The organism is Cereibacter sp. Soil_C_27 (assembly GCF_057657095.1).
Window position 1 is genome coordinate 1,009,583 of record NZ_JBDGJD010000001.1, and the last position, 26,659, is coordinate 1,036,241.

Annotated in this window: 19 protein-coding genes; 6 read left to right on the forward strand and 13 right to left on the reverse strand. The window is 66.7% G+C overall.

Annotation, left to right across the window (positions count from 1 at the left end; genetic code table 11):
* Positions 1-2: 2 nt before the first annotated feature.
* The 13 genes from AC3A5Z_RS05035 to AC3A5Z_RS05095 all read right to left on the reverse strand — a co-directional run bounded on the left by AC3A5Z_RS05035 (position 3) and on the right by AC3A5Z_RS05095 (position 13,064).
* A complete protein-coding gene (locus tag AC3A5Z_RS05035; RefSeq protein WP_487518272.1) occupies positions 3-371 on the reverse strand; it encodes a response regulator in 369 nt (122 codons plus the stop codon).
* Positions 368-649 carry an STAS domain-containing protein gene (locus tag AC3A5Z_RS05040; RefSeq protein ID WP_487518273.1) on the reverse strand — a complete coding sequence of 94 codons (282 nt, stop codon included), beginning with the start codon at positions 647-649 and terminating at the stop codon, positions 368-370. Before AC3A5Z_RS05040 ends, AC3A5Z_RS05035 begins: the two co-directional genes overlap by 4 nt.
* Before the next feature lie 45 nt (positions 650-694).
* Positions 695-1,249 (reverse strand): chemotaxis protein CheD, encoded by a 555-nt coding sequence (locus AC3A5Z_RS05045; RefSeq protein ID WP_487518274.1) that lies wholly within the window; start codon positions 1,247-1,249, stop codon positions 695-697.
* Between the two features lie 57 nt (positions 1,250-1,306).
* On the reverse strand, positions 1,307-3,814 hold the full coding sequence (locus AC3A5Z_RS05050; protein ID WP_487518275.1) for a methyl-accepting chemotaxis protein: 2,508 nt from the start codon (positions 3,812-3,814) through the stop codon (positions 1,307-1,309).
* Positions 3,815-3,909: 95 nt separating this feature from the next.
* Entirely contained in the window at positions 3,910-5,622 is a 1,713-nt protein-coding gene (locus tag AC3A5Z_RS05055) for a chemotaxis protein (protein ID WP_487518276.1), read from the reverse strand.
* Positions 5,619-6,752 carry a protein-glutamate methylesterase/protein-glutamine glutaminase gene (locus AC3A5Z_RS05060; RefSeq protein WP_487518277.1) on the reverse strand — a complete coding sequence of 378 codons (1,134 nt, stop codon included), beginning with the start codon at positions 6,750-6,752 and terminating at the stop codon, positions 5,619-5,621. Before AC3A5Z_RS05060 ends, AC3A5Z_RS05055 begins: the two co-directional genes overlap by 4 nt.
* Positions 6,753-6,756: 4 nt before the next feature.
* On the reverse strand, positions 6,757-7,623 hold the full coding sequence (locus AC3A5Z_RS05065) for a CheR family methyltransferase (RefSeq protein ID WP_487518278.1): 867 nt from the start codon (positions 7,621-7,623) through the stop codon (positions 6,757-6,759).
* Positions 7,623-8,150, reverse strand: a complete 528-nt coding sequence (locus AC3A5Z_RS05070; RefSeq protein ID WP_487518279.1) for a chemotaxis protein CheW — start codon at positions 8,148-8,150, stop codon at positions 7,623-7,625. The genes AC3A5Z_RS05065 and AC3A5Z_RS05070 overlap by 1 nt, the downstream gene beginning before the upstream one ends.
* The gene (locus AC3A5Z_RS05075) at positions 8,147-9,838 is read right to left on the reverse strand and encodes a methyl-accepting chemotaxis protein (protein ID WP_487518280.1); all 1,692 of its coding nucleotides are present in this window, start codon (positions 9,836-9,838) and stop codon (positions 8,147-8,149) included. Before AC3A5Z_RS05075 ends, AC3A5Z_RS05070 begins: the two co-directional genes overlap by 4 nt.
* Before the next feature lie 4 nt (positions 9,839-9,842).
* Complete coding sequence (locus AC3A5Z_RS05080) at positions 9,843-10,313, reverse strand: chemotaxis protein CheW (protein WP_487518281.1); 471 nt, start codon at positions 10,311-10,313, stop codon at positions 9,843-9,845.
* Between the two features lie 29 nt (positions 10,314-10,342).
* Positions 10,343-12,352: a chemotaxis protein CheA gene (locus AC3A5Z_RS05085; protein WP_487518282.1), complete on the reverse strand. Its 2,010-nt coding sequence runs from the start codon at positions 12,350-12,352 to the stop codon at positions 10,343-10,345.
* Positions 12,349-12,717, reverse strand: coding sequence for a response regulator (locus tag AC3A5Z_RS05090; RefSeq protein WP_487518283.1), 369 nt, complete (start codon positions 12,715-12,717; stop codon positions 12,349-12,351). Before AC3A5Z_RS05090 ends, AC3A5Z_RS05085 begins: the two co-directional genes overlap by 4 nt.
* A complete protein-coding gene (locus AC3A5Z_RS05095; RefSeq protein WP_487518284.1) occupies positions 12,714-13,064 on the reverse strand; it encodes an STAS domain-containing protein in 351 nt (116 codons plus the stop codon). The genes AC3A5Z_RS05090 and AC3A5Z_RS05095 overlap by 4 nt, the downstream gene beginning before the upstream one ends.
* A 483-nt stretch (positions 13,065-13,547) precedes the next feature.
* Here AC3A5Z_RS05095 and AC3A5Z_RS05100 point away from each other — a divergent pair, with 483 nt between their 5' ends.
* Genes AC3A5Z_RS05100 through malQ form a run of 6 tightly spaced genes read left to right on the forward strand, consistent with a single transcriptional unit; the run spans position 13,548 to position 26,655 of the window.
* Entirely contained in the window at positions 13,548-15,503 is a 1,956-nt protein-coding gene (locus AC3A5Z_RS05100; RefSeq protein WP_487518637.1) for an alpha-1,4-glucan--maltose-1-phosphate maltosyltransferase, read from the forward strand.
* Between the two features lie 23 nt (positions 15,504-15,526).
* Positions 15,527-18,790: a maltose alpha-D-glucosyltransferase gene (gene treS / locus AC3A5Z_RS05105; protein WP_487518638.1), complete on the forward strand. Its 3,264-nt coding sequence runs from the start codon at positions 15,527-15,529 to the stop codon at positions 18,788-18,790.
* On the forward strand, positions 18,787-20,982 hold the full coding sequence (glgB, locus tag AC3A5Z_RS05110) for a 1,4-alpha-glucan branching protein GlgB (protein WP_487518285.1): 2,196 nt from the start codon (positions 18,787-18,789) through the stop codon (positions 20,980-20,982). The genes treS and glgB overlap by 4 nt, the downstream gene beginning before the upstream one ends.
* A complete protein-coding gene (gene glgX / locus AC3A5Z_RS05115) occupies positions 20,982-23,063 on the forward strand; it encodes a glycogen debranching protein GlgX (RefSeq protein ID WP_487518286.1) in 2,082 nt (693 codons plus the stop codon). The genes glgB and glgX overlap by 1 nt, the downstream gene beginning before the upstream one ends.
* On the forward strand, positions 23,060-24,862 hold the full coding sequence (gene treZ / locus AC3A5Z_RS05120; RefSeq protein ID WP_487518287.1) for a malto-oligosyltrehalose trehalohydrolase: 1,803 nt from the start codon (positions 23,060-23,062) through the stop codon (positions 24,860-24,862). The genes glgX and treZ overlap by 4 nt, the downstream gene beginning before the upstream one ends.
* Entirely contained in the window at positions 24,859-26,655 is a 1,797-nt protein-coding gene (gene malQ, locus AC3A5Z_RS05125) for a 4-alpha-glucanotransferase (RefSeq protein WP_487518288.1), read from the forward strand. Before treZ ends, malQ begins: the two co-directional genes overlap by 4 nt.
* Positions 26,656-26,659: the final 4 nt, after the last annotated feature.

The window sequence follows — 26,659 nt, forward strand, 5'->3', positions numbered from 1 at the left end:
GGTCAGGCCGCCGTGACGCGCCGCAGCGCCGAGACCAGCTTCACCTCGTCGAAAGGCTTGACGATCCAGGCTGTTGCCCCCGCTTCGCGTGCGCGGGCCTTCAGATCGGCAGCGCTTTCGGTCGTCAGCACGATGATCGGCAGGGCGGAATGCGTGCCCTTGTCCCGCACCGCCTTGATGAAGCCGAACCCGTCCATCCGCGGCATGTTGATATCGGTGATCACCACATCGGGCGTGAGGCCTTCGAGCTTTTCCAGCCCGTCGATCCCGTCGATCGCAAGGTGAACCTCGAAGCCGGCCTGCAGGAGGGCCTCCTTCAGCAGCTCCCGGATCGTGCGGGAATCGTCGATGGCCAATACGGTCAGTGTCATGGCTGGTCCCCATTTAGGTCGGAAAGGTCTGCGCCGAGCCGCAGCAGATCGTCGGTGAAGGCCGGTGAGCAGGGCGAGACGGAGAAGTGCTGCCCGCCCTCCCGCCACTGGCGGGCAGCGGACAGCAGGAGTTGCAGGCCGAGCGCGCCAAGAAATACCGTCTTGGCTGCGTCCATCCGCACATCGGTGCCTCGTCTTGCATCCAGCGCGGCATGGAGAGCGCGTGTCCCCTCGTGGTCGAGACGCTGGGGAAGCGTGAGGGTGTTCGCTCCCATCATGCTCGTGCCTCCGCCATGCGGATGCGGTCGTGCGGGAAGGGGGTGTCAGAAGAAGGTGACATCGTCGCCGGCTCCTTTCGTTAGGGGTTGGGGTGGCTGTTCGACGAGGGGCGGCGTATTCGTGCCCAGAAACATCTGCTGGGCACGTCCCGTCGTTGGCCAGTATCTGATGCGCCGCGCCATGGTGCCGCCGAGGCTCTTGCCGACGCAGGCAATGGACTCCGTTTCAAGGAAGCGAAGCGCGAATTCGACATTGGCGCGACCGATGCTGCCCAGACGGTTGTTCATCATGGCGCCACCGAAAAGTTTCGCCTCCAGCCGGTCCTTCGAGGCGCCGAGCTTCAGCAGCGCGTTGATCAGGAGCTCCATCGCGTGAAGCCCGTAGTTCAGTTGCCGGGACTCGCCGCTGCCGCCGTCGGGGAGCAGGAAGTGGTTGATGCCGCCTACTCCGGCGACGGGGTCGCAGAGACAGGTGCAGACACAGGAGCCGAGGATCGTGGTGAACATGTCCGAGGGCGAGGCTGAGGCTTCAAAGCCGCCCTGCATCACGTGGACTGCGCGTAGAGAGGCCGCTTGGGAGGTGCCCTGACGGGAGGTCACGTCGGTGCCCCCTTGTTTGCTTCCGCCTCGGCGGAAGGCCTCGATGCAACAGCCATCTCAAAAGTCCTCCCATCCGGCATCCGAAGCAGAGGATGGCGCGGAGCGGGGGGTGTCGGTACCCGTGGCGGCGACACGCGGCGCTGGAGCGGCTGCGCGAGCCTGGGGGTTGCGCGCACGAAAGGAAACGACAGTTTCCGCAGAGCCGCCCTGGCCGTCGAGCCGGAAATGGGCAACGCTTTCAACGAGGGCGATCGCGTCATTCGTCAGCGACTCCGAGGCTGCTGTCGCTTCCTCGAGACGCGCTGCGTTCTGCTGGGTGGACTGGTCGAGATCATTGACGGCGCTGTTGATCTCGGCGAGCCCGAGGGATTGCTGTTTCGAAGACACGGCGATCTCCGAAACCAGCACGGAAATGTCGGAGACGGAGGCGACGATCTGCTTCAGCGCTTCCCCCGTCTTGCCCACGAGATCGACGCCTCGCTTCACCTGCCCGCCGCTTTTGAGGATCAGGTCGTTGATTTCGCGGGCAGCTTCGGACGAGCGCTGGGCGAGGGCCCGAACCTCGGAGGCTACCACCGCGAAGCCGCGTCCGGCGTCGCCTGCGCGCGCGGCTTCGACACCGGCGTTCAGGGCGAGGAGGTTGGTCTGGAAGGCGATGTCGTCGATCACCTTGACGATGGAGGTGATCTTCTCCGAAGAGGCGGCGATGGTATCCATGGCGGACACCGTCTCCACGACAATATTGCCACTCTGCTCGGCGTTGGTCTTGGCCTCGGCAACTACCCGGTCGGCCTCGGCGGCGCCGTCCGCGGCCGAACGCACGGAGACGGTCAGACCATCAAGGGCCGCAGCCGTCTGTTCCAAGGTCGCCGCCGAGCTTTCGGTGCGCTGCGCCAATGTATGCGCGGTCGAGCTGATATCGCGGGCCTCGTTTCGGATGCTCTGGGCATTGCCGATCACGTCGCGCATGACGCTTGCAAGCGTGTCTACCGCGCGGTTGAATTCCTGCCGCAGCTCGTCATGCTGGCTGTCGAAGGGCTGATCTATATGAGTGGTGAGATCGCCATTGCTCAGTTGCCGCATGCCGTGCCGAAGGGCAGTAACGACCGCTGCCTGCTGCGCCTGCAACTCCTGCCGTTCCGACTGAAGCTGATCCAGAACCTGCTGCTCTTCGCTCACATTTCTGGCAAGAAGCAGATAGCGGCTGGGCTGCCCCGCGAGATCTCGAAGACTGCTCAAGCTGCACGCCAGTGTCACCGGGCCGCGACTGCCGCTGACGCTGAGCGTTGCCTGGGCCCGTCCCCGTGCTGCCTGCTGCATGAATTGTCCACCCGCGCCGCCAGCGGCGAGGTTGTGAAGGGACCAGGCAGCACCCCCGATAGATGTGGCACCGAGTAGTGCGTTGAAATCTGAGTTTGCGCTCTGCAAGATGCCGGCGGCATCAAACTCGGCCTTGAGCATCGTTCCATCGACGCCCTCGGACACCGCCCGAAGTGCATGCAATTCAGTCACGTCCTGCCATTCCAGCAGCTGCCCGGGTTGGCCCGTCGGGAGCGGCGATGGGGAGAGCAGGAGGCGCCGGTTGCCTATCGACAGGTTGGTCGGCTGCCCGCTGCGCAGGGCGTGCAGGACGGCTTCGCGCAGGGCGGTTCCCGACGGCAGAAGTGCTTCGATGGGCTGGCCGATGCCCGTGCGTGTATCGAGGTCGGGGAGAAGCGTGGCAATGAAGGCTGACAGGGCCGGGTTTGCGGCGGTAAGGCGAAGGTGCTCGTCGATCAGCATCAGGGGATGCGGCATCGATGCGAAGACGGTGGCCTCGGGGACCGGGGTTCTTTCGGTGGCTGCAGCTGTCTTGGCCTTCTGGCGAAGCTCTGCGGTGGCTCGGGCCAGTTGGCCGTGAAGGTCGGGCCGTAGCGCCAGACGCTCGACTGCCGCGGGGTCGCCGGAGGAGGTGAGCTGCCTGAGCGGGCGGAGGAAGGTGCGGCGAAGAAGCAGGGTTGTGACGGTTGTGGCGGCGACGGCAAGGCCGAGCGTTGAGAGAAGGAGCACCAGATTGCTTGGGCCGGAAGCTGCCCCTGCGGCCTTGTTGCTCCAGCCCAGCGCGAACACCCCCGCCAATCGGTTGTCATCGTCGCGGAAGACGGGAAGGCCGAAGTGCAGCCCGTCCTCGGCAAGCGTCGACGTGCCGGTGGAGATGGCCTGCTGCACGAGGGAGGCGAGAAGCGCGGGGTCGGCGGCCCGGTCGTTTACTCCTGCGATCGGCCGGCCTTCGGCATCCAGCGCCACGGCCCATATCAGGCTGCCTTCGCTGGCATCGAACACCGTCTGTAGCAGGGTCTGAACCCGGCGGGTATCGCGGAAGGCGAGCGCACCTACGCCTTCTTTCGCAACGATTTGCGCAACGGCGCGGGCCTGGGCCTGGATGAGCCCTTCCATGGTGCGCGCACTCGACCAAAGGAGGACGGCGCCGAAACCTATGGTCATGCTGCCGATGCTGAGGCCGATCAGCAGGATCATCCGCAGGGACAGGGAATGCAGCAGGGAGCTTTTGACCGTCTGGGTCATCTCGGGGTCCTGATTCTGGTCTGGTGGGCGCAGGGGTGCCCTGTGCCAAGGCTAGTCGCGGCGCCTTTACAGATGGTGAAGCGTCTTCTGGCCCGTCAGAAGAAGAAGTCGGCGAGGGCATCGCCGCCGGGCGGTCCGGATGTCGTGTCGTCCAAGGTCGCGCTCTCCGGCAGGACGGAGGTCACCAGCGCGTCATGCACCAGACGCTCCGCGGCCATGGAATAGCACTGCCGCTGCGCCGCCATGACCTGCGCCGTGCCGTCCTGCGGCGGAGACCCGGCGAACTGGTTGGCCCAGAGATCGAAGCTGGGCATCAGGTTTTCCAGATCGAGGAAGGCCGTGGAATGCGTCGTGAGGGCGAGGATGCCCGCAGCGAGATCGCGTTCCGCGCATTTGCGCTCGCGTTCGACGACGCCGCCTGTGTCGGCGATGCCGGCCTCGATCCGCGACAAGGCGCCGAAAACCTCGGCCCCCGCCTGGGTCAACTCGTCGAGATCGCTCCGGAATGCCTCCGACAGATCGGTGCTCGTCTGGCCCGCAGCCTCGCCCATGGCGGTCAGGCCTTCGGTGATCTGGCGCAGACGGTCTGCGGAGGTCACCGCAAGCTCTCGTAACTGCAGGGATATTTCGCGGAGCGCCAGTGCTTCGTCGCCGAGTTGGGAACAGGCGATGACCGCGTTGAGCCCAATCATGCCCATCCGCTCTTCCACGCCCGTCATCTGTTCGAGGATGACGAGCAGTCCGGACAGGCCCTGCGACAGACCTTTGGCGACGTCGAGAAGCCGCACCTGCGAGGTGGCGCAATCGGCAAGGATGGTTTGAAGGCGCTGCAGGTTGTGCTTCAGATTGTGCTTGGGCGCCGTTGCCGTATGGGCGGCGATCCGGCCGATCTCCACCGTTTCCTGACCGGCGTCGCGCAGGGCGGCCTGCGCGGTGGTGATCGCCGCGGCGTGACGTTCATGTGCGTCGCGGATCTGAGCGGCGGCCAAGGCGAAGACGAGATGCGACAGGGCAGCGTCTTCCGCGCGGGCCTCGGCGGTGCTGCTCAGGATGCCCACGACATGCTCCAGCCGTTGCCGCGTGGTGTCGCCGATCTGCAGCGCGACGACCGCGGTGGTGATGGCGCGTTGAAACCCCTGGCTGTGCTGCATCATCACGCTGCCGGCCTTGGTCGAGCGCTCGAGCTCCGCCTCGAAGCCGGTCATGTCGCTGCGCAGCCCGGCAAGCGTCTGGGTCAGATGCGCGCCGAGCAGGTTCGACAGCGCCTCGGCCTCTTGGTGGGCGATGGCGATGCGCTGGGCCATGCCGGCGACGGTATCGCTGATCTCGCCGATGATCGTGCCGGCTTCCACCACCTGCAGGGTCGCCGCGGTGGTGAAGACGTCGAGTCCCGCATTCTGCTCGGCAAGGGCCGCGACCGTCACGCGGGCGTTCAGCGCGACGATGGACATCGTGCGGATCACCCGGCGCATGGCGAAGAGGTCGCTTTGCAGCCGATCGGAGCCTTCGGAGAGCGCGGCGATCCGGGCGAAGACGACGGTGCTGCTTTCGGCGAAGGCGCGGACGCGGCGTTCGAGCAGGGCGGAGCCGGCGATGGCAGAGCGGAATTCGCCTGCGTCGGCGAGGGCGGAGAGCGCGTTGAGCGGTGCGCTGAGCCGGTCGAAGCGCTCGACCGCCTGTTCGAGGCTGTGGCCGGCGCGCAGGAAGGCGCCCTCCGTCGCGCGGGCGAGGGTGGAAATCTGCGACGTCAGCCGCATGACTGCGCGGGCCGAGACATGCGGACGGCGCGGGGGTGTGTGGAGCGTCATGGGCGCCCCCGATTTGTGGCGTGATGACGTTCGGCAAAGCCCATGATTTCGCTGGCGATCTGGGTCAGCGGCATGATCTTGGCCGCGCCGCCCCGCGCGATGGCCTCCTTGGGCATGCCGAAGACGATGCAGCTCGCCTCGTCTTGGGCAACGGTATGGGCGCCGGCGGCCCGCATCTCGGCCAGGCAACGCGCGCCGTCGTCGCCCATTCCGGTCAGGATGATGCCCATCGCATTGGCCCCCGCCGCCTGCGCCGCCGAGCGGAACAGCACATCGACCGAAGGGCGATGCCGACTGACGCAGGGGCCGTCGACGATGCTGACCCGGTAGCTGGCAGAAACCCGGCGCACCAGCATGTGGTAATTGCCCGGCGCGATGAGCACATGACCGGCCTGCAAGGCATCACCATCCTTGGCCTCGTCGATTGTCACGGTGCAGAGCGTGTTCAGCCGTCGTGCGAAAGCGAGGGTGAAGTGTTCGGGCATGTGCTGCACGATGACCGCGGGCGGAGCATGGGCGGGAAGCGCCTCGAGCAGCAGTTTCAGCGCGTCGATGCCGCCGGTGGAGGCGCCAATGACGATGAGCGGCTCGGTTGCCGGCACTTGGCGCGGCGGCAGCGGCGGCAGGATCACGTCGGCGAGCAGCTTTTCCCCGGGTGCGAGCGCTGCCGAGGGCCTGGCTCGGCGCGGGCTGGCGGGCATCCGCGACTGCGCCGCCGCGCGCAGCGCGTCGCCGATCCGAACCGCTGCCTCCTGCCGGGCGACCGGCGTGTCGAGCTTGGGTTTCGAAAGCACCTCCGCTGCGCCGATCTCCAGCGCCTTTATCATCGCCTCGGAGCCGGCATCGGTATGGCTGGAGCAGACCACGACCGGAATCGGGCGCTGCGCCATGATCTTGCGAAGGAAGGTCAGCCCGTCCATCTTCGGCATCTCGAGATCGAGCAGGATGACATCGGGCAGTTCCTGTCGCATCTTCTCGACCGCGACGAAGGCATCCGGAGCGGCGGCCAGGAGCGAGAGGCCGGGGTCGGCGGCAATGATCGCCGAGAAGGCGGAGCGTATCGAGGCGGAGTCGTCGACGACCATCACCCGCAGGGCGTTGCTGTCCTTCGGCACTGTCGATTGCGTCATGTTCTCAGCTCCTCTGGAAGACGGCGGGCGCGATCTGCTGCAGCTTGTCGCTGCGCACGACCATCGATTCGGAATGGCCCACCAGCAGGTGGCCCCCGGGCGCGAGATGGCTGATCATCCGCGAGATGACGCGCGCCTGGATGTCTGGGTCGAAATAGATCAGCACGTTGCGCAGGAAGATCACGTCGATGTCCCGGTCGACCGCATATTGCGCATCCATCAGGTTCATCCGCGCAAAACGGGTGCGCTGCCGCAGCTCGGGCACGATGCGGACCTGCCCGGCAAGCTCACCCGCGCCTTGCATGAGAAACCGCGCGTGGAACTCGGGCGGAACCGGCGCCACCTGATCGATCGGGTAGATGGCGCGCCGGGCAACCTCCAGCACCTCGGTGTTGATGTCAGTGCCGAGGATGCCGTAGTTCAGGTCCGGCAGGCGGGTCGTCAGATCCTCCAGCAGCATGGCGATGGTGAAGGCTTCGGCCCCAGTCGAGGACGCCGCGCTCCAGACCTTGAACAGCGCGCGGCGCCGCGCGCTCTGGCGGTTGGCGAGGGTCTGCGGGACGATACGATGGGTGAGCAGGCGGAAGTGGTCTGGCTCACGGAAGAAATCGGTCTTGTTGGTGGTCACCGCATCGAGGATCTCGTGCAACTCGGCCTCGAGCCCGCCCTGCTCGAACAGGTGGTGAAAATAGGCTTCGACCGAGGCGAAGCCCAAGGCCAGACGGCGTCGCCGCAGCCGGCCTTCGACCATCGACCGCTTGCTCGCCGGCAACCTGACGCCGATCTGATCCTGGATCAGCCGGGTCAGCTGATCGAAATGCGAGCCTTCGCCCTTGCGACCAAGCGGCGCGGAGGGGGGCGCGGCTGTCATCAGGCGACATCCCGAAATCCGCCCGGCGCCTCGCCGACGCTTGCGGCGCCGCGGCTCAGGAGATCGGTATCGAACATCCGGTCGAGATCGAGGGCCGTGACGAAGGCGCCGTTGATCTTGCCCAGACCGACGACCATCTGCTGATCCCAGCGCAGCAGTCGCGCCTGGGGCAGAGGCGTTAGCGGCCCCTCGTCGAGTGCGGTCACCTCGAAGACCCGATCGGCTTTCAGCGCCACCACGGCGCGTCCTTGCGTGCTGCAGATCCAGAGCACGACGATCCGGGTCGTCGGGGTGTCGGGCACCGGCGGCAGGTTGAGCACGACCCGCAGATCAACCACCGCGATACCCTCGCCGCGCACGTTGATCACGCCGAGAACATGGGCCGGGGCGTTCGGCAGCTGCGAGATGTGCTGCAGATCGAGGATCTCCTGCACCCGGGTGACCGGAACCGCGAAGACCTCTTCTCCGACCCCAAGGGTCAGAACCTGATCGCCGCCGGTGAGAACCACGCTGTCGTCCATGCTCATGCTGCGCGCTCCCTGCCGCTGTCCCGGCGCAGGAAGCCCTCATCGAGCTTGTCCTCGCCTGCCATCATGTCGAATTCGAAGCCTCCGGAAGGGGCGGCCGGCAGCGGCCTCGCGCTCTGGCGGGGTGCCGCCTTGAAGATCGGGCGGGCCTGCGGTGCCTCGGGCGGCAGGCATTCTGCCGGGCTCGGCAGGGCGTCGCCGCTCACCCGGAAAAAGGCGACGGCGGATTGCAGCTGCCCGGCCTGTGTCGAGAGTTCCTCGGCCGTGGTCGACATCTGGGTCGCGGTGGAGGTGTTGTCCTGGGTCACCCGGTCGAGCTGCTGGATTGCCAGATTGACCTGTGCCGCGCCGGTCGACTGTTCCTGGGCCGCGTTCGAGATCTCCAGCACCAGCTGCGCCGTGCGCTCGATATCCGGCACGAGGTTCTGCAGCATGCTGCCCGCCGTCTGTGCAGCACGAACGGTGTCGGTCGAGAGGGCCGAGATCTCTCCCGCCGCGGTCTGGCTGCGCTCGGCCAGCTTGCGGACTTCGGAGGCCACGACCGCGAAGCCGCGACCATGCTCGCCCGCCCTAGCGGCCTCGACGGCGGCGTTCAGCGCCAGAAGGTCGGTCTGTCGGGCGATCTCCTGCACCACCATGATCTTCTCGGCGATGGTGCGCATTGCCTCGACGGCCTCGGCGACGGCGGCCCCGCTGTCGCGCGCATCCTCCGCCGATTTGCGTGCCATCTTCTCGGTCTCGCCCGCGTTCTGCGCGCTTTGCCGGATGTTCGCCGCCATCTCCTCCATCGCCGAGGAGGCTTCCTCCGTCGCACTCGCCTGCTGCGACGCGCCCTGATTCAGCTGTTCGGCGGTCGAGGTCATGCCCTCGCTGCCTGACCGGACATTGCGGGCCGAGCCTGCGACCTCGGTCACGACGGCGCGCAGCTTCTCGACCATCGCGTTCAGCGCGCGCTGCATGTCGGCCAACTCGTCACTCGAGCGCACCTGCGCCGTCTGGGTCAGATCGCCCTCGGCGATGAGCCGCGTCAGCCGCGTCGCCTCAAAGATGCCGCGGGACAAGGACAGCACGATCCAGATCGCCGCAACCGCCCCGATCACTGTGGTCGCCACCAGCGTCGCCACAGCGATGAGCCAGCCGGTGTCGTACCTGCTGTTGGCCCGGACCGAGGCATCGGTGAAGGATCGGCGGTTCTCGGTCAGCACGTTGACGAGGATCGCCTCCATCTTCTGCCAGTCCTCGCGCCCCTTGGTGACGACGAGCTTGAAGCCCTCGTAACCGAGGCCCATCCGGGCAAGCTGCATCGCCTCGTCATTGACCTTGCGCAGATTGTCTTCGTGCTTCGCGAACTGGGTCAGCTCCTGCTGACCGAGGCCGCTGGAGAGGGCGAAGAGCGCATCGAAGGAGGCTTTCTTCGCCGCACGCGCCGCGCCGAGATCAGCCTCAATCTCCTTGCGCTCCTCCTTGGTGCGCGACAGCAGGAAGTTGCGGATCTCGCGCTGGGTCTTCACCTGATTCTCGATGATGTCATGCGACAGATCGAGCCGCCGCGACTGCAGGGTCACGATGTCGTCGAGCGAGGTGTTGACATCGCTTGCGGCGTTCAGGGTGACGATCTGCCCCGTGCCTGCGAGCAGCAGGATGACGAGGAAGGTCGCGCCCAGCTTTGCCTTGATGGTGAGCCTCATGATGTCACAGTCCCTCTTCGGCCATCGCGGGTGCGGCGCCGCGCAGGGCGCCTTGCGAGAAAATCCGTTCCAGATCCGGGAGGATCATGAAGCCGCCCTGCCATTTGCCGATGCCGCGGACGCAGTCGGGCGGCCAGCGGGTACCCACGGTGGGGATCGGCTCCAGCGTCGTCGGGTCGAGCCCGGTCACGTCATGGACCTTGTCGGCGAGGATCGCGACGGTGATCACGCTGCCAGCGACCGGCAGTTCCAAGACCAGCATCCGCGTGTCCGGTGTCGCTTCGGTCTGCGCCATGCCGAAGGTCACCCGAAGGTCGGCCAGGGGCACCACGACGCCGCGCACATTGATCAGGCCGCTGACGAAGCTGCCGGCTTGCGGCACCCGGGTAACGGGTACCGGTTCGAGGATCTCGCGCAGGCAGTCCGCCGGGATCGCCATCAGCTCGCCGCCGAGACGCAGCGTCACAACATCCATCCGACCGTCCCTTTCGCTTGTCGCCGCAATCATGCCGCCTTCTCCCCTTGCTGCTCGCGCAAGCGGTCCTCCTGCGCACGACCGAGGCTGACGAGCTGTGGCACGTCGAGGATCAACGCAACGCTGCCGTTGCCGAGGATGGTGGCGCCGGAGAAGCACTTGAGATGTGCGTGCAGGCGCGAGAGCTGTTTGATGACGGTCTGGTTGTTGCCGATGATCCGGTCGACCACGAGGCCGATGCGCCGCCCACCCGCCGAGACGATGACGACCTTCTGGAAGGGCGGCACCGGCTGGTGGATCGAGAAGAGCGTGCGCAGCCTGAGGAAGGGCACGAGCCCGCCGCGAATGTTGAGGAAGGAGGAGCTGCGGCCTTCGGTCTCGAATTCGGCCGGGAGTTCGACGCATTCCTCCACGGCAGCGAGGGGGAAGGTGTAGCTTTCGCCGCCGACCTCGATCAGCAGCCCGTCGATGATCGCCAGCGTGAGGGGCAGGCGCAGGGTGACGGTGGTGCCGCGACCGGGGTCGGAGGTAAGATCTATTTGACCGCGCAGGGTTTCGATGGTGCGCTTGACCACGTCGAGCCCAACGCCGCGCCCCGAAAGTTCGGTCACCTTCTTGGCGGTGGAGAAGCCCGGCTCGAAGATGAGGCGGAAAATCTCGCCTTGGGTCATCGTTGCGTCGGCCGCGATCATGTTGCGGGCAATCGCCTGGGCGCGGATCGCCTCGGCATCCAGACCGCGGCCGTCGTCGCGTACGGTGATCAGCACCTCGGCGCCGGAATAGGCTGCCGCGAGCTCGATTCTGCCGGTCTTGGGCTTGCCTGCGGCGCGGCGGGCATCGAGGGTTTCGAGCCCGTGATCGGCGGAATTGCGCAGGATATGCACCAGCGGATCGGCCAGAAGTTCGATCACGGTCTTGTCGAGCTCGGTGTCTTCGCCCGTGGTCGTGAAGGTCATCGGCTTGCCGAGCGTCTGTGACAGGTCGCGCATCAGGCGGCGGAAGCGCCCCATGATCGAGCCGATCGGCACCATGCGGATCGACATGGTGGCGTCGCGCATCCCCGAGGCGAGGCGCTGGATGTCCTCGGCCACGGCGAGAAGCGAGGCGTCGCCGAAGCGTTGCGCGAGGGCCGAGAGCCGGGCCTCGGCGATGACGAGCTCGCCCACGCGGTCCATCAGCTCGTCCAGACGGCCGGTCTCGACCCGCATGGTTTCGGCGGCGGGGGCGGCGGCAGGGGCGGAAGGGCCGGCCTGCGCCGCAGGCGGTGTTGGGGCGACAGGCGGGGCAGGGGGCGCCTCGGGTTCGACCGGGGCGAGGGGGGCGATGTCGGTGGCCACCGTCTGCGCCGGGGTTGTGGCGTCGCCCAGGGTTCGGAGGTCGAACTGCATGTCCTCGCGGTAGAAGAGGAAGATGTCCTCGATGGCGGATTGCGCGACCGTGGCTGGCAGGCGCATCTCCCATCCGGTGAGGCAATCCTGCGGGTCGAGGGCGGAAAGCGGAGGGATGGCGGCAAGACAGGCGCCAAGATCGGAGGCGCCCAGTTCGGCAAGTTCGGCCAGCAGCAGTTTCGGGTTGCCGCCGAGCCGCAGCACCGAGGGGCCGAGGCGGAAGAAGAGCTGCCAGCCGCTGGACCCGACTTCGGCGGGGGCGGGCGGGGCCGCGGGCTCGCCGCTGGCGGCGACGCGCAGGGCATCAAGCAGTTCGGCGCTGGCGGCCTCCGCCCCGTCGGGGGCTTCGATCAACCGTCCGATATGGTCGCAGGAGCGCAGCGCCACCGCGATCACTGCCTGATCGACGGATTGCGTGCCCTGACGCAGCTGGTCGAAGACCGTCTCGAACTCATGGACGAAGCGGGCGAGAGCGGTGAAGCCGAACATCGCGCCCGACCCCTTGATCGTGTGAAGGTCGCGGAAGACCGCGTCGATGATCTTGCGGTCCTGCGGCGCGCGCTCCAGATCCAGCAGCCCACGTTCCAGCGAGGCCATCAGCTCGGTGGCTTCCTGACGGAACAGGCCGCCGATTTCTTCTTCCGCGTTCATGCTCCGGCCACCTTCTTCACCACGGCGAGGAGTTGCGCCTGATCGAAGGGCTTCATCATCCAGCCGATGGCCCCGGCTTCGCGCGCCTGCTGTTTCAGCCCGTCATGCGACTCCGTCGACAGGAACACGATCGGCACGCCGACCGAGGTCGCGCTGCCGCGGAACTTGCGGATGAAGCTGATGCCGTCGAGCCGCGGCATGTTCTGGTCGGTCAGGATGGCATCGAACTTCTGCGCCGAGGCCTTCTCGAGCGCGTCCTGCCCGTCGACGGCCTCCACCACCGCATAGCCTGCGCCGGTCAGGGTGAGGCGCACCATCTGTCGCACCGAGGGCGAGTCGTCCACTGCGAGGATTGTCTTTGTCATTGCGCCTGTTCCGCTCCCGCTTGCACCGCCGTCCATGTTTCCCCCGCGAGGACGAGCCTGCAGTCCGTCGCCGCCAGAAAGCCGTAGTCGGCGAGGGCCGTGGCCAGCGCCCCGCCTTCCGGCACTGTCACCTCGAAGGGCAGGCCCGCCGCTGCGGCCTGCCGATGCGCGGCGACGAGGATCTGCAGCGTCGAGAGATCGACCTGCTGCGCCGCGGCACTATCGACCCTCAGCGGCCCGTTGCGCGCCAGCGCCTCGGCCAGCGTCGCGGCGAGGGCTGCGGCCTGCGACAGCCCCGCCTGTTCGGGGAGCGGAAGAACGCTGGGCTCTGCGGGATCTGCGGGCATGCGTCGGGCCTTTCGGATGCACCGGACGGCTCCGGCAGGGAAAGGCTTGACGGGGACGGGCTAAGGAACCGCTAACGGCGGGCTTCATCTGGATAAAATTGGACGGATGGCGGCGGGCGCCGGCCCAGCCTAGGCGACGGCATTCTGATCTTGTTGAGAAAAGCGGGCAGGCGACGAGCGGATTGCGACGGAGGATGAAATTCTCGGCAGACGGCGGGTGACGCCACGACCCGATGTGCCGCGAGGGCAGGCAAAAGGGAACATTCCGCTGCCTCTGCCGTTGGCAATCACATGAATTCGGCAAAAAGGGGACTGTCCGTGGCAGGAAATGACACGCAGGCCGAAGGCAGAGTTTCTCAGACACAGCGTCTGGATGAGACTTCGGCGCTCCAGTCGCAGGGTTTGGAAGGACGCCAGACCGAGACCTTCGGCACAGGAGCCGCGACGCCCGGCGCGACCGATACGGGCGACGCGGAGGCGCGGCTGCGCGCGCTCGCGTCAAGCCGCGTCGCCATTGAGGGCATCAGTATCGAGATCGACGGCGGGCGCTTTCCGGCCAAGGTCGTGGCGGGTCTGCCCGTGGCGATCGAGGCCGACATCTTCTGCGACGGGCATGACAGCATCGACGCGGCGCTGATCCTGCGCAAGCGGGGCGAGAGCGCGTTTTCCGAGACGCGGATGACCTATCTGGTCAATGATCGCTGGACGGCGACGGTGAGCTTCGTCGAGAACGCCGCCTATGAGGTGGGCTTTCTGGCGTGGCGCGACCTGTTCGCGACATGGCGCAAGGAGGTGGCGAAGAAATACGCCGCCGGCCAGCGGATCGCGCTGGAGCTGGAGGAAGGCCGTCGGCTGATTTCCGAGGTGACCGAGGCCGGGCCCGAGGACAGGACGCTGCTCGACCGGCTGATGCAGCTCGATGCGGGGCTGGAGGACGAGGGCGAGCGCTTTGCACACCTGAATGGCCCGGATGTGGCCGCGGCGATGTCGCGCTGCGGTCCGCGCACCCATCTCACCCGCTCCAAGCTGGTACCGGTCTTTGCCGACCGCGAGGCTGCGGCCTTCAGCGCGTGGTACGAGATCTTCCCGCGCTCGCAATCGGGCGACGTGGCGCGGCACGGCACCTTCGACGACGTGATCGCGCGGCTGCCCTATATCCGCGATCTCGGTTTCGATGTGCTGTATTTCCCGCCGATCCACCCGATCGGCGCGGTGAACCGCAAGGGGCGCAACAACACGCTGACGCCTGGGCCGGACGATCCGGGTTCGCCCTATGCCATAGGCTCCGAGGCCGGCGGCCATGATGCGCTGCATCCCGAACTCGGCTCCTTCGACGATTTCGCCCGGCTGGTTGATTCGGCGAAGGCGCATGGGCTGGAGCTGGCGCTCGACTTCGCCATCCAGTGCGCGCCGGATCATCCGTGGATCAAGGAGCATCCCGAGTGGTTCGACTGGCGGCCCGACGGGACGATCAAGTTCGCCGAGAATCCTCCGAAGAAATACGAGGATATCGTCAACGTCCACTTCTACCGCGAGGCCATTCCCTCGCTCTGGTACGCGCTGCGCGACGTGGTGCTGTTCTGGGTCGAGAAGGGGGTGAAGATCTTCCGCGTCGACAACCCGCACACCAAGCCCTTCCCGTTCTGGGAATGGATGATCGACGAAGTCCGTGCAGAGCATCCCGACACGATCTTCCTCGCCGAGGCCTTCACCCGGCCCAAGGTGATGAAGCGGCTAGCCAAGGTCGGCTTCTCGCAGAGCTATTCCTACTTCACCTGGCGCAACGGCAAGCAGGAGCTGACCGAGTACCTGACGGAACTGACGACGGAGGACTGCCGGCACTACATGCGGCCGAACTTCTTCGCCAACACGCCCGACATCAACCCGGTCTACCTGCAGACCGCGGGCCGCCCCGGCTTCCGGATCCGTGCGGCGCTCGCGGCGACGCTGGGCGGCAACTACGGGCTCTACAACGGTTTCGAGATCTGTGACGCCGCTCCGGTGCCGGGCAAGGAGGAGTATCTCAACTCGGAGAAATACGAGATCCGGGTCTGGGACATGGACCAGCCGGGGCACATCAAGGATGACATCCGGTTGCTGAACCACATCCGCCGCAGCCACCCGGCGATGCGCGATTTCACCAATCTGCGCTTCTACAACGCGGTGAACGACAACGTGCTCTACTACGGCAAGGCGAGCGAGGACGGCAGCGACTTCCTGCTGTTCCACGTCAACCTCGACCCGCACAACCCGCAGGGCTTCCAGTTCGAAGTGCCACTGTGGGAATTCGGCCTGCCCGATGACGCCTCAATCGAGGTCGAGGATTTGCTGAACGGCAACCGCTTCACCTGGCACGGGAAATGGCAGGGGTTGGAGCTCGATCCGACCACTCGTCCCTATGCCGCATGGCAACTCTTTGCACCGGGGGTGCCGCGTTGAACAAGATCCTGACCCAAGCCACCATGACCCGCGACGAGCCGAAAATCGATCGGTCGCAAGCCGACTGGTACAAGGACGCCGTCATCTACCAGCTGCACATCAAGGCCTTCATGGACGCCAATGGTGACGGCATCGGCGATTTCGCCGGGCTGATGCAGCGTCTGGACTATGTGCAAGCGCTTGGCGTGACCACGATCTGGCTCTTGCCCTTCTACCCCTCGCCGCTGCGTGACGACGGCTACGACATCTCGGACTACCGGGCGATCAACCCTTCCTACGGCACGATGCGCGACTTCAAGGCCTTCGTGGCCGAGGCGCACAAGCGCGGGCTCAGGGTGATCACCGAGCTGGTAATCAACCACACCTCCGACCAGCATCCGTGGTTCCAGAAGGCGCGGCGGGCCAAGCCCGGCTCCGCCGCCCGCGACTGGTATGTCTGGAGCGACACCGACCAGAAATTCCCCGAGACGCGGATCATCTTCCTCGACACCGAAAAGTCGAACTGGACATGGGATCCGGTGGCGGGCGCCTACTACTGGCACCGCTTCTACTCGCACCAGCCCGACCTGAACTTCGACAACCCGCGCGTGCTGGAAGAGGTGCTGCGCATCATGCGCATGTGGCTCGAGATGGGGGTGGACGGGCTCCGGCTCGACGCGATCCCCTATCTGGTGGAGCGCGAGGGCACCAACAACGAGAACCTGCCCGAGACGCATGAGGTGCTGAAGAAGATCCGCGCCGATCTCGACGCGCATTTCCCCGACCGGATGCTCTTGGCCGAGGCGAACCAGTGGCCCGAGGACACACGGCCCTATTTCGGCGACGGCGACGAATGCCACATGGGCTTCCACTTCCCGCTGATGCCGCGCATGTACATGGCGCTGGCGCAGGCCGACCGGCATCCGATCACCGACATCATCCGCCAGACGCCCGAGATCCCGGAGAACTGCCAGTGGGGCATATTCCTGCGGAACCACGACGAGCTGACGCTGGAGATGGTGACGGCGGAGGAGCGCGACTATCTCTGGCAGACCTATGCCGAAGATGCCCGCGCGCGGATCAACCTCGGCATCCGCCGCCGTCTGGCGCCCCTGATGAAGAACGACCGGCGCAAGATCGAGCTTCTGAACCAGATGCTGATGTCGCTCCCCGGAACGCCGATCCTCTATTACGGCGACGAGATCGGCATGGGCGACAACTACTATCTCGGCGACCGCGACGGGGTGCGCACCCCGATGCAATGGTCGGCCGACCGCAACGGCGGCTTCTCGCGGGCCAATCCGCAGCAGCTCTACCTGCCGACGATCCTCGATCCGGTCTACGGCCATCAGGCGGTGAACGTCGAGGCGCAGACCGGCGATGCCTCGTCGCTGCTCAACTGGATGCGGCGCCTGATCACAGTGCGCAAGCAGCACCCGGCCTTCGGGCGCGGACTGATGACGCTGCTCTATCCGCGCAACCGCAAGGTGCTGGCCTATCTGCGCCAGCACGAGGGCACGACCATCCTCTGCGTCGCCAACCTGTCGGATTCTGCACAGGCGGCGGAACTGGACCTCGGCCGGTTCCGCGGCCTCGTGCCGGTGGAACTGACCGGACGCTCGGCCTTCCCGCCAATCGGTGATCTGCCCTACATGCTGACGCTGCCAGCCTACGGCTTCTTCTGGTTCGTGCTGAGCGATCAGGAGCATCTGCCATCGTGGCACAAGGCGATCCCGGAGATCCTGCCGGAGTTCATCACGCTGACGACGCGCGACGGTTCGGTGCAGACCGCGGTCATGGGCCGCGAGCGCAGCCAGCTCGAGGTCGACGTGCTGCCGAACTGGCTGCCGCTTCAGCGCTGGTTCACTTCGAAGGACGAAGCGGTGGGGCAGGTGGGCATCACCCCGCTCGGCACGCTGGGCGAGCATGCGCTGATGACGCTGGACGTGGCCGTAGGCCAGGAAAGCCAGCGCTACTTCCTGCCGCTCTCGGCGCTCTGGGGCGACGACCAGCTGCGTCCGGGCGCGCCGAAGCTCAGCTATACGCTGGCCAAGATCCGGCGCGGGCCGAAGATGGGTGCGCTGATCGACGCTGCCTATGACGAGCGGCTGGCGGGTGCGATGCTCGACGCGATGCGTGCGGGCAAGACCGGGGACGACGTGCGCTTCGAGACGACCGAGGCGCTGCAGGAGCTCACCGATCCGGGCGAGCCGCGCTATCTCGGGGCGGAGCAGAGCAACATCTCCATCGCCTTTTCCGACAAGGTGATCCTGAAGCTCTACCGTCGTCTTCGCGCCGGCGAGCAGCCGGATGTCGAGGTGGCGCGCTTCCTGACCGAAGTGGCGGGCTACGAGCACACGCCGCGCTTCCTCGGGCAGGCGAGCCACGGCGAAGGCGAGGAAGAGACCACGCTGGCCGCGGCCTTCACCTTCGTCACCAACCGGGGCGACGCCTGGCGCGGCATCTTCGACGCGCTGGTGCGTGATCTCGGCGAGCACGAGGCCTGGACCGACAGCGAGGCGGCCGAGCCGCAACCGCAGCCGGACGCCTTCCCCTTCCCGCTGTCGATCGGCGCGCTCCTGGGCCAGCGCACCGCCGAGCTGCACCGCGCCTTCGCGGTGGAGACCGACGACCCGGCCTTCCGCACCGAACCGCTGACCGCGGAGCATCTGCGGCAATGGGTGGAGCAGACCGTCTCGGAAGCCGAGGCGCTGGTCACCTCGCTGAAGGGTCAGCGCGCGGGCCTGCCCGAAGCGCTGGTGCCCTTGGCCGATGCCGTCATCGCGGCGCGCGAGCCCCTCGTGGCCCGGGTGAAGCGGGTGGCGGAATTCGAGCCTTCGGGCAGCCTGTCGCGGATCCACGGCGACTATCATCTGGGTCAGGTGCTTCTGGCGCAGAACGACGTGGCGATCATCGACTTCGAGGGCGAGCCGAAACGCGCGCTGGACGAGCGCCGGGCAAAATCCTCGCCGCTGCGCGATGTGGCCGGGATGCTGCGCTCCTTCGATTATGCGGCGGAATCGGCGCTGGCACGGCATGTCGAAAGCTTCGGCCCGGCCAGCGAGCGCACCGTTGCCCGCGCCGAGGCCTGGCGGCTGGCGGCTTCGCGCGAGTTTCTCGAGGCATGGCGCAGCACTGCGGAGGGCGCGCCAAATCTGCCCGAGGACCGCGCGCTCACCGAGGCCCTTCTCGATCTCTTCCTGTTGCAGAAGGCGATCTACGAGGCGGGCTATGAACTGGGGATGCGACCGGCGTGGCTGGGCATTCCTCTGCAGGGACTTCTGGATCTACTTGGGGATGGCGCATGACTTTGGACGTAGCGGCGATGGTGCCGCAATCGGATGTCGACGCGATCCTGCGCGGCAGTCACGGAAACCCCTTTGCAGTGCTGGGCCTGCAGGGAGGCGGAGATCAGCCGCTGACCCTGCGCGTCTTCGCCCCACAGGCCGCCGAGGTGGCGGTGCTGGACGGGGCAGGGGCTGAGGTGGCCCGGCTGCAGCGGATCGGTGCGGAAGGCTTCTTTGCCGGCGAAATGCCGGGACGGGAACGCTTCCCCTACCGGCTGCGGCTCTCCGCCGGCGAGCATCGCTGGGAGATCGACGACCCCTACCGCTTCCCGCCGGTGCTGGGCGAGCTCGATGAATACCTGCTGGGCGAGGGGCGGCATCACCGGCTCTACGAGCGTCTCGGCGCGCATCCCTGCACCATGGAGGACGTCGAGGGCGTGGCCTTCGCCGTCTGGGCCCCGAACGCCCGCCGGGTTTCGGTCGTCGGCGCGTTCAACGCCTGGGACGGACGGCGGCACCCGATGCGCAAGCGCGTCGGCGTCGGCGTCTGGGAGCTGTTCATCCCCGGGCTGCACCGCGGCGAGATCTACAAATATGAGCTGATCGGCCCACAGGGCGAGCGCCTGCCGCTGAAATCCGATCCGCTGTCCTTCGCGCAGGAGCAGCCGCCCGCGACGGCCTCGATCGTCGACGGCCTGCCCGAGCATGACTGGCAGGATGCCGACTGGCTGGCGTATCGCGGCCCGAAACAACAGCGCGACGCGCCGATCTCAATCTACGAGGTCCATGCCGGATCCTGGCGCATGGGGCTCGACTACGATGCGCTGGCGGATCAGCTGGTGGAGTACGTCACCGAGATGGGCTTCACCCATGTCGAGTTCATGCCGATCAGCGAGCATCCCTTCACCGGCTCCTGGGGCTACCAGCCCATCGGGCTCTTCGCCCCGACCAGCCGCTTCGGCCCGCCCGAGGGCTTTGCCCGTCTGGTGGACCGGCTGCATGCGGCGGGGATCGGCGTCATCCTCGACTGGGTGCCGGCGCACTTCCCCTCAGACGCGCATGGGCTGGCGAATTTCGACGGCACGCATCTCTATGACCACGCCGACCCGCGTCAGGGTTTCCACCGCGACTGGAACACCCAGATCTACAACTTCGGTCGCCAGGAGGTGGCGAACTTCCTGCAGGCCTCGGCGCTTTACTGGCTTGACCGCTACCATGTCGACGCGCTGCGTGTCGATGCGGTGGCCTCGATGCTCTATCTCGACTATTCGCGCAACGCCGGCGAGTGGATCCCCAACGAGCACGGCGGGCGCGAGAACCTCGAGGCGATCAGCTTCCTGCGCGACGTGAACGAGCGGGTCCGGCTGGATCATCCCGGCGCCGTGACCATGGCCGAGGAATCCACCGCCTTCCCGAAGGTCAGCCGGCCGGTGGCGGAGGACGGGCTGGGTTTCGGCTTCAAGTGGAACATGGGCTGGATGCACGACACGCTGGCCTATTTCCGGCGCGACCCGATCCATCGCCGCCACCACCAGAGCGACCTGACCTTCGGCCTCGTCTACGCCTTCTCGGAAGATTTCGTGCTGCCGCTCAGCCATGACGAGGTGGTGCATGGCAAAGGCTCACTGATCAGGCAGATGGCGGGCGATCCGTGGCAGAAATTCGCGAACCTGCGCGCCTATTTCGGATTCATGTGGACGCATCCGGGCAAGAAGCTTCTCTTCATGGGAGGGGAATTCGCTCAGGACAGGGAGTGGAACCATGATGCCTCGCTCGACTGGCACCTTCTGGACAACCCGGCCAATTCCGGGATGAAGCGGCTGGTGGCCGATCTGAACCGGACCTACCGTGCCATCCCGGCGCTGCACCGGCAGGATTGCGATCCGGCGGGCTTCGAATGGGTGGATGCGGCCGATGCCGAGAATTCGGTCCTGAGCTTCCTGCGTAAGGCCGACGGCTGCCCGCCGGTGCTGGTGATCTGCAACCTGACACCGCAGGTGCATCACGACTACCGGATCGGCGTTCCGCAGGGCGGCGACTGGCGCGAGGTTCTCAATACCGATGCCGGGCTCTATGGCGGGTCGGATGTCGGCAACTCGGGCTTGTTACAAGCCGAAGATACATCGTGGCACGGACGGCCCGCCTCGCTCAGGCTGACCCTGCCGCCTCTCGCAACCGTTCTCGTGATGCCGGAAGGTCCAAGCAACGCATGATGACGCAAGGGATGACGCTGCGCGAAGGCAGCCCGAACCCGCTCGGGGCAACCTGGGACGGGTCGGGCACGAATTTTGCCATCTTCTCCGCCCACGCCAGCAAGGTGGAGCTTTGTCTCTTCGATGCGCGCGGTCGGCGCGAGACAGCGCGCATCCCTCTGCCGGAGTTCACCCACGAGGTCTGGCACGGCTACCTGCCCGAAGTGCGGCCCGGTCAGCTTTACGGCTACCGGGTCCATGGTCCCTACGACCCGCAGAACGGCCACCGCTTCAACCCCAACAAGCTGCTGATCGACCCCTATGCCCTGATGCTGCAGGGCGACATCGTCTGGCATGACGCGGTCTTCGGCTACCGGATCGGAAATGCGCGGGCGGACCTCTCCTTTGACCGGCGCGACTCGGCCTTCGTCATGCCGAAATGCGTGGTGGTCGATCCTGCTGTGACCTGGGGCGCGGATATCCGCCCCCATACGCCTTGGGCCGACACGATCATCTACGAGGCGCATGTGAAGGGGATGACCGCGCTCAACCCCGACACCTCCGACCGCGTGCGCGGCAGTTTCGCGGCGCTGGCCGACCCGAAGGTGATCGAGCATCTGGTGACGCTCGGTGTCACGGCGGTGGAGCTGATGCCGACGCAGGCCTTCTTCGACGACCGCTATCTGATCGAGAAGGGGCTGACGAACTACTGGGGCTACAACACCGCCGCCTTCTTCGCCCCCGCCACCCGCTTCATCTCCCCCGGTGGCGGGGTGCACGAATTCAAGCTGATGGTGCGTCGGCTGCACGAGGCGGGGATCGAGGTGATCCTCGACGTGGTCTACAACCACACCGCCGAGGGCAACCAGATGGGGCCGACGCTCAGCTTCCGTGGCATCGACAACGCCAGCTACTACATGCTGGGCGACGACCCGCGTTACTACTACGACACAACGGGCTGCGGCAACACGGTGAACCTCGGGCACCAGCGGGTGCTGCAGATGGTGATGGACAGCTTGCGCTACTGGGTCGAGGCCTGCCATGTCGACGGCTTCCGCTTCGATCTGGCAAGCTCGCTTGGACGCGACCGGCAGAGCTTCAACGCCAATGCGGTCTTCCTCGACGCGGTGCGGCAGGACCCGGTGCTGGGCCGGGTGAAGCTGATCGCGGAGCCCTGGGACACCGGGAACGAGGGCTATCAGCTGGGCAACTTCCCTCCCGGCTGGGCCGAGTGGAACGACAAGTATCGCGACTCCGTCCGATCCTACTGGAAGGGCGACGAGGGCCTGCTGCCGGAGCTCTCCTCGCATCTTCTGGGCTCGGCCAATCTTTTCGATCGGCGCGGGCGCAGGCCTTGGGCCAGCGTGAACTTCATCACCGCGCATGATGGCTTCACGCTCGCCGATACCGTCGCCTACAACGACAAGCACAACGCGGCGAACAAGGAAGACAACCGCGACGGCCATTCGCACAATTGCAGCTGGAACTGCGGGGTGGAGGGCCCGACCGACGACCCCGAGATCCTCGACCTGCGCGACCGGATGCGGCGGGCAATGATGGCGACGCTCTTGATGTCGCAGGGCACGCCGATGATTCTGATGGGCGACGAGGTGGGCCGCACCCAGGGCGGCAACAACAACGCCTATTGCCAGGACAACGAGATGAACTGGCTGAAGCTCGACGATCTCGATCCGCGCGACGCCGAGTTCCTCGAATTCACCCGCTCGGTGATCGCTCTGCGCAAGGGACGCGACGTGTTCCACCACGCGTCGTTCCTGCACAAGGCCCCCGAGGGGCAGCAGCCGATCCGGGTCCGCTGGCTGCGCCCGGATGGTTTGCTGATGGAGCCGAATGATTGGCACAATCCCGCCGCTCGCACGTTGGGAATGCTGGTGCGTGACGAGCCGGACATCCTGATGTTGTTCAACAGCCATTTCGAGGCGGTTGATTTCACCTTGCCCGCCGCCGCGACCGACCTCGGCTGGCAGATGCTGCTCGACAGCGCGACAGGCGAGGTGACCCCGCAGGGCAGCCCGGTGAGGCTGCCGAAACTTGCCGTGCCCCCGCGCGGCCTACTGGTACTTGAGGAGACACGTCCATGACATCTGGAGAAGGCCCGCAGTCAATCTGCGCCTGGGGCGCAGTGCTGACCACCGAAGGGGCCCGCTTCCGCATCTGGGCACCGTCTCAGCAGCAGGTGCGGCTGCGCCTGCAAGGGCAGGACCACGCCATGGAGCGGAGCGACGACGGCTGGTTCGACCTGACCCTGCAGGCCGAGACCGGGGCCGAATACGGCTTCGTGCTGGATGATGGCCGGGTGGTGGCCGACCCCGCCTCGCGCCAGCAGGCAGGCGACGTGCACGGGCTCTCGCTTGTCACCGACCCGGCCTATGACTGGCAGTGCGACTGGCAGGGCCGCCCCTGGCACGAGACCGTGATCCTGGAGCTGCATGTCGGCACCTTCACCCCCGAGGGCACCTTCCGCGCCGCCATCGACAGGCTGGCCGATGTTGCCGCCAGCGGCTTCACCATGATCGAGCTGATGCCGGTGGCGCAGTTCGAGGGGAACCGCGGCTGGGGCTATGACGGGGTGCTGCTCTATGCGCCGCACCCGGCCTATGGCACGCCCGACGACCTACGCGCCTTCGTCGACGCGGCGCATGGGCACGGGCTGAGCGTGGTGCTTGACGTGGTCTACAACCACTTCGGACCGGAGGGGAATTACCTGCCGAGCTACGCGCCGAAGTTCTTCGACGCCGAGCGGCACACCCCCTGGGGCAATGCCATCGAATACCACCGCCCGCCGGTGCGCCGCTTCTTCATCGACAACGCGGTCTACTGGTTGCGCGACTTCCGCTTCGACGGGCTCAGGATCGACGCCGCCGACCATATCCGCGATCCGGATTCGGACCCCGAGTTCCTGATCGACATGGTGCGCACCATCCGCCAGACGCTGCCGGGGCGCGAGATCCATCTGACGACCGAGGACAACCGCAACGTCACCCATCTGCACGAGCGCGGAGCCGATGGCGCAGTGGACCTCTATACCGGCGAGTGGAACGACGACCTGCACAACGTGGCGCATGTGATCGCCACGGGCGAGTCCGAGGCCTATTATCGGGACTTCGTCGAGGATCACTGGACGAAATACGCCCGCGCCTTGGCTGAGGGTTTCGCCTATCAGGGCGAGGCCTCGCCCTTCGACGGCGGCAAGCCGCGCGGGGCGCCGAGCGCGCATCTGCCGCCGGTCTGCTTCGTCGACTTCCTGCAGAACCACGATCAGATCGGCAACCGCGCTTTCGGCGAGCGGCTGACCACGCTGGCGCCGGAGTCCCGCCTTCGGCTGCTGATGGCGATGCTGCTGCTCTCGCCGCATATCCCGCTCCTCTTCATGGGCGAGGACTGGGGCGAGACGCGGCCCTTCACCTTCTTCACCGACTTCAAGGGCGAGCTGGCCGATGCCGTGCGCGAGGGACGCCGCAAGGAGTTCGAGCATTTCGCGGCCTTCCAGAACCTCGATCTGGCCGCAACGGTGCCCGACCCGAACTCGGCGGGCACCTTCGAGTCCTCGCGCCTCGACTGGCAGCACCGCGACACGGCGCGGGGAGCGGAATGGCTCGACTATACCCGCAGCCTGCTGCAGGTCCGCCATGCCGAGATCGTGCCGCATCTGGCCAAGGCGCCGGGCCATGGCGGCAAGGTGCTTATGGCCAAGGAAGACAAGGTGGCGGTGGATTGGCAGCTCGATGGCGCCATCCTGCGGCTGCGCGCCAATTTCGACGATCGCGAGGCCGCCTTGCCTGCCGCCGAGGGGCGGGTGATCTATGCGACAGCCGGAGCCTCCGACGTGGGGGCGATGCCGCCCGGCACGGTGATCGCCACGCTTCAGGAGACGACATGACCGACCCATTGCAGCGCCGCGCCGAGCTCTTCGGCATCCGCCCCTCCTATCACGGCATCAGCGGCGAGCTGTTTCACCCGCCGCATGAAGCGCTGACCAGCCTGCTCACCGCCTTCGGCATCCCGACCGAAGGCCCCGACCCGGAGGCCCGCCCGCCGGAGCTTTGGGCGCCCGAGGGCGTGCGCTGCTTCCTGCCCGAGAGCGACGCGCGAATGTGGGGCGTCGCGGTGCAGCTCTATCAGCTGCGCTCGGCGCGGAACTGGGGGATCGGCGACTTTCAGGATCTGGCCGAGCTGGCGCTGCTCTGCGGCGACGCAGGGGCTGATTTCCTCGGGCTCAATCCCCTGCACGCGCTGTTCCTCGCCGTGCCCCAGCAATGCAGCCCGTTCTCGCCCTCCAACCGCCGCTTCCTGAACCCGCTCTACATCGCGGTGGACCGGGTGCCGGGCTTCACGACCCCGCCCGACCTGACGCGGCTGCGCGAGGGCGAGCTGGTGGACTACGCCGGGGTGACCGAGGTGAAGCTTGATGCGCTACGCGATCTCTGGGTGCACGGCGTGGACGATCCCGAAGGCTTTGCGGGCTTCATGGTCGAGGGCGGTGAGCTCCTGCGTCGCCACGCGCTGTTCGAGGCGCTCTCGCTGCATTTCGGCCCGACCCACGGCGCGGGCTGGCAGGGCTGGCCCGAGGAGTGGCGCGACGTGGAAAGCCCCACCGTCGCCCGCTTCGCCGAGGAGCACGCCAGCGAGGTGGAGTTCCACATCTGGCTGCAATGGCTGGCCGACAGGCAATTGGCCGAGGTGCGCGACGCTTGTCGCGCGGCGGGGATGCGGATCGGGCTCTATCTCGACTTTGCCGTGGGGGAATCCCCCGGCGGTTCGGGCACATGGTCCGACCCGGGGCTCATCGTCTCCGGCGCGCGGATCGGCGCCTCGCCCGACTGGTTCAACGCCGCCGGGCAGGATTGGGGCCTCGCCCCGCTCTCGCCTGTCGAGCTTGCTGCCCGTCACGCCGCCCCGTTCCAAAGCCTGATGCAGGATGCCACCCACCGCGCCGGCGCCCTCCGGCTGGATCACGCCATGTCGCTCTGGCAGCTCTTCCTGATCCCCGACGGTCTGACCGCGCCGCAGGGCACCTATGTCCGCTACCCGGTTCAGGAGATGATCGCGGCGCTGGCCTTGGCCTCGAACGAGAACCGCACCATCATCATCGGCGAAGATCTGGGCAACGTGCCGGACGGCTTCCGCGAGGTCATGGCTGCGGCGAACATCCTGTCCTACCGCATCCTGCTGTTCGAGCGGCATTATGACGGCTTCATCTCGCCCGAACACTACCCGCGCGAGGCTTTGGTCTGCGTCTCCACCCACGACCTGCCCACCTTCCAGGGCTGGTGGCGCGGCGACGATGTGGGGCTGCGCCACGGCTTCGGCTTCATCTCGCAGGAGTCTGCGGAACAGCAGGCCGGTTCGCGGGTTCACGAGCGTCGCCAGCTTCTGGGCGACCTGATCCGGGGCGGGCTGCTCGACCCCTCGGCGTCTGAGACACCGACCGACGCGGCTCCGGAGGAGCTGGTGATCGCCACCCATCGCCATCTGGCCCGCACGCCATCGCGGCTTCTGGCGGTCCGGCTGGAGGACATCGCCGGTGAGGTCGCGCCGGTCAACGTACCGAGCACTGTGGACGAGTATCCGAACTGGCGGCGCAAGCTGACCGTAACATTGGAAGACCTGCCCGGAACGTCGCTGTTTCAGGGCATCACGCAGGCATTGGCGGCCGAACGGCTAAGGACATAGACAC

What these genes read in the sequence shown, in the direction of transcription:
- AC3A5Z_RS05035 (WP_487518272.1), bottom strand. Translation starts at nt 371, where the DNA reads ATGACACTGACCGTATTGGCCATCGACGATTCCCGCACGATCCGGGAG.
- AC3A5Z_RS05040 (WP_487518273.1), bottom strand. Translation starts at nt 649, where the DNA reads ATGATGGGAGCGAACACCCTCACGCTTCCCCAGCGTCTCGACCACGAG.
- AC3A5Z_RS05050 (WP_487518275.1), bottom strand. Translation starts at nt 3,814, where the DNA reads ATGACCCAGACGGTCAAAAGCTCCCTGCTGCATTCCCTGTCCCTGCGG.
- AC3A5Z_RS05055 (WP_487518276.1), bottom strand. Translation starts at nt 5,622, where the DNA reads ATGACGCTCCACACACCCCCGCGCCGTCCGCATGTCTCGGCCCGCGCA.
- AC3A5Z_RS05060 (WP_487518277.1), bottom strand. Translation starts at nt 6,752, where the DNA reads ATGACGCAATCGACAGTGCCGAAGGACAGCAACGCCCTGCGGGTGATG.
- AC3A5Z_RS05065 (WP_487518278.1), bottom strand. Translation starts at nt 7,623, where the DNA reads ATGACAGCCGCGCCCCCCTCCGCGCCGCTTGGTCGCAAGGGCGAAGGC.
- AC3A5Z_RS05070 (WP_487518279.1), bottom strand. Translation starts at nt 8,150, where the DNA reads ATGAGCATGGACGACAGCGTGGTTCTCACCGGCGGCGATCAGGTTCTG.
- AC3A5Z_RS05075 (WP_487518280.1), bottom strand. Translation starts at nt 9,838, where the DNA reads ATGAGGCTCACCATCAAGGCAAAGCTGGGCGCGACCTTCCTCGTCATC.
- AC3A5Z_RS05080 (WP_487518281.1), bottom strand. Translation starts at nt 10,313, where the DNA reads ATGGATGTTGTGACGCTGCGTCTCGGCGGCGAGCTGATGGCGATCCCG.
- AC3A5Z_RS05085 (WP_487518282.1), bottom strand. Translation starts at nt 12,352, where the DNA reads ATGAACGCGGAAGAAGAAATCGGCGGCCTGTTCCGTCAGGAAGCCACC.
- AC3A5Z_RS05090 (WP_487518283.1), bottom strand. Translation starts at nt 12,717, where the DNA reads ATGACAAAGACAATCCTCGCAGTGGACGACTCGCCCTCGGTGCGACAG.
- AC3A5Z_RS05095 (WP_487518284.1), bottom strand. Translation starts at nt 13,064, where the DNA reads ATGCCCGCAGATCCCGCAGAGCCCAGCGTTCTTCCGCTCCCCGAACAG.
- treS (WP_487518638.1), top strand. Translation starts at nt 15,527, where the DNA reads ATGACCCGCGACGAGCCGAAAATCGATCGGTCGCAAGCCGACTGGTAC.
- glgB (WP_487518285.1), top strand. Translation starts at nt 18,787, where the DNA reads ATGACTTTGGACGTAGCGGCGATGGTGCCGCAATCGGATGTCGACGCG.
- glgX (WP_487518286.1), top strand. Translation starts at nt 20,982, where the DNA reads ATGACGCAAGGGATGACGCTGCGCGAAGGCAGCCCGAACCCGCTCGGG.
- treZ (WP_487518287.1), top strand. Translation starts at nt 23,060, where the DNA reads ATGACATCTGGAGAAGGCCCGCAGTCAATCTGCGCCTGGGGCGCAGTG.
- malQ (WP_487518288.1), top strand. Translation starts at nt 24,859, where the DNA reads ATGACCGACCCATTGCAGCGCCGCGCCGAGCTCTTCGGCATCCGCCCC.